General features: G+C 63.0%; 3 protein-coding genes. 2 read left to right on the top strand and 1 reads right to left on the bottom strand.

Annotation, left to right across the window (positions count from 1 at the left end; translation table 11 throughout):
* Together AC1DUU_RS29840 and AC1DUU_RS29835 are read left to right on the top strand one after the other, a co-directional pair.
* The coding region (locus AC1DUU_RS29840) for a L,D-transpeptidase (protein WP_476786930.1) at nucleotides 1-608 on the top strand (608 nt) is incomplete at its 5' end.
* A gap of 232 nt (nucleotides 609-840) precedes the next feature.
* Nucleotides 841-1,764, top strand: coding sequence for a bifunctional 5,10-methylenetetrahydrofolate dehydrogenase/5,10-methenyltetrahydrofolate cyclohydrolase (locus tag AC1DUU_RS29835; protein WP_476786929.1), 924 nt, complete (start codon nucleotides 841-843; stop codon nucleotides 1,762-1,764).
* Between the two features lie 9 nt (nucleotides 1,765-1,773).
* Here the strand turns inward: AC1DUU_RS29835 and AC1DUU_RS29830 are convergent.
* On the bottom strand, nucleotides 1,774-2,294 hold a 521-nt coding region (locus AC1DUU_RS29830), incomplete at its 5' end, for a L,D-transpeptidase (protein WP_476786928.1).

Raw genomic sequence — 2,294 nt, 5'->3', positions numbered from 1 at the left:
AAATTGCGCCGAGGCAGCAGCGCCAGCAAAGCGCCCAACAGCAGGTCAGGCCCGCAGCTCCGCGTGCCGCCCAGCGGCGCCAGACCCAGCCGGACCGGGTGCAGACGGCAGCGCTGCGCGCGCCCGAAAAGCGCAACGTCAAGCCGCAGATCAACCCGATCTATCTGCCGCAGGTGGTTTCCTATGACGGCAGCGAAAAGCCGGGCACCATCATCATCGATACCAATGAGAACTTCCTCTACCACGTACAGGCGGATGGACAGGCGCGGCGCTACGGTGTCGGCACCGGCAAGCCGGGCTTCGAATGGTCCGGCACCCACAAGGTGACGTCGAAGCGCGAATGGCCGGATTGGCGCCCGCCGGCGGAAATGATCGCGCGCGAACGCGCCAAGGGCCGTGTGTTGCCGGCGATGATGACGGGTGGACCCAACAACCCGCTCGGCGCGCGCGCGCTTTATCTCGGATCGACGCTCTACCGCATCCACGGCACCAACCAGCCCTGGACGATCGGCGGGGCGGTGTCATCAGGTTGTATCCGCATGCGCAACGAAGACGTGATGGAACTCTACGAAAAGGTCGCGGTCGGCACCAAGGTCGTCGTCAGGTAATTACCGTTTACGGGGGCGGAGCCTGTCGCAAGACATGGTTCCCAAGCAAAAGGGCAGCGTGGCGGAAGACCGCGCTGCCCTTTTCGCTGTTCAGCAAACTGAAAGCCACGGCTCGATTTMTCAGGAAAAATTGTTTAACATGGATAAAATTTGATTTCGTCGACCCTTTTCATCCTCGGCGTGCCGAAGTATCCGGGTTTATCCCAAGTCGATGACCGCCAAAGGAAGACACATGCCGCCGCTCGACGACAACCGCTATCTCAAAGGCGGCCCCGTGGCCGCCCGTATCATTGCCGAAGTGCGCGCCGCCGCGCAAAAGGCGACCGACGAAGGCTTCCGCCCCAARCTTGTTTCGATCACCGTCGGTGATGTCGCCGCAGTGGACGTCTATGTCCGCAACCAGCGCGCCAAGGCGGAGCTCGCCGGCATCGATTTCGAGGAGCGGCGTTTTCCCGCCGAACTGACAGCAGGCGAACTCGAAGCCGCCATCCACGGCATGAACGCCGATCCGCGCATCACCGGCATCATCATCCAGCGGCCAGTGCCTGCGCATATCCCGATCAAGGCGATCCAGGCGGCGGTGCATCCGCTGAAGGACGTCGAGGGCATGCACCCGGCCTCGATCGGCAACATCGTCTATAACCAGCTCGACCTCGCGCCCTGCACGGCGGCCGCCTCGGTCGAACTGCTGAAAGCCACCGGCCTCGATCTCAAAGGGCTGGAAGTCGTGGTCGTCGGACATTCGGAAATCGTCGGCAAGCCGATCGCCTTCCTCTTGATGAGCGAAGGCGCAACGGTGACGGTGTGCCATCACATGACGCGCTCGCTGGCGGCCCATGCACGCCGGGCCGACGCGCTGTTCGTGGCCGTGGGCAAACCGCGGCTGATCAAGGCCGACATGGTCAAGCCGGGTGCTGCCGTCATCGATATCGGCATCAATGCCGAGACATTGCCTGATGGTTCGAGCCGCATCGTTGGCGATGTCGACACCGAAAGCGTCAAGGAAGTGGCGTCATGGATCACCCCTGTGCCAGGCGGCGTCGGCCCGGTGACGGTGGCGATCCTGCTTCGCAACACGATGGTGGCGCTCAATCGCCAGCGCGCGGTCTATCGCGCGACCTTCGGCACTGCCGAAGAAACGCTCGCGGCGGAGTAATCCCGGTTTCTAGAGCCTCACGACTCCGCCCGAGATTTGCGATACGGTCGACCGAATACCGGTCGGCAGTCCACTGGTGACGACGATCGGCGTGCCGTCGGCGACGCGTCCGTAAAGGTCGATGATGTCCTGGTTGATCAATCGCACGCAACCCGACGAAACCGATTTGCCGATCGATGCCCATTCGGGCGAGCCGTGCAGGCGGTAGAGCGTGTCCTTGCCGTTCTGGAAAATGTAGAGCGCACGGGCTCCGAGCGGGTTCTGGACGCCAGCCGGCATGCCACCCTCCCATTCGTTGGTACGAGGGATCTGGCGCGCGCGGTACTTCTCTAGTTCGGGCTGGCGGTCGATCATTTCATTCGGCGGGAACCAGCGCGGCCACACCTGCTTCCACTCGATGACTCCGCGGCCGGCCCATTCGAAACCGGCGCGGCCGAGTCCGACGCCATAGCGGATCGCTTCGTTGGAATTGGCCACGAAATAGAGGAAATGGGCCGAGGTATCGATGACGACGGTGCCTGCCTGCTCGC

It is taken from the genome of Aminobacter sp. P4_H6_2 (genome assembly GCF_056400805.1).
The sequence above is the reverse complement of the archived record's forward strand: the minus strand, read 5'-3'. Positions and strand labels throughout refer to the sequence as shown.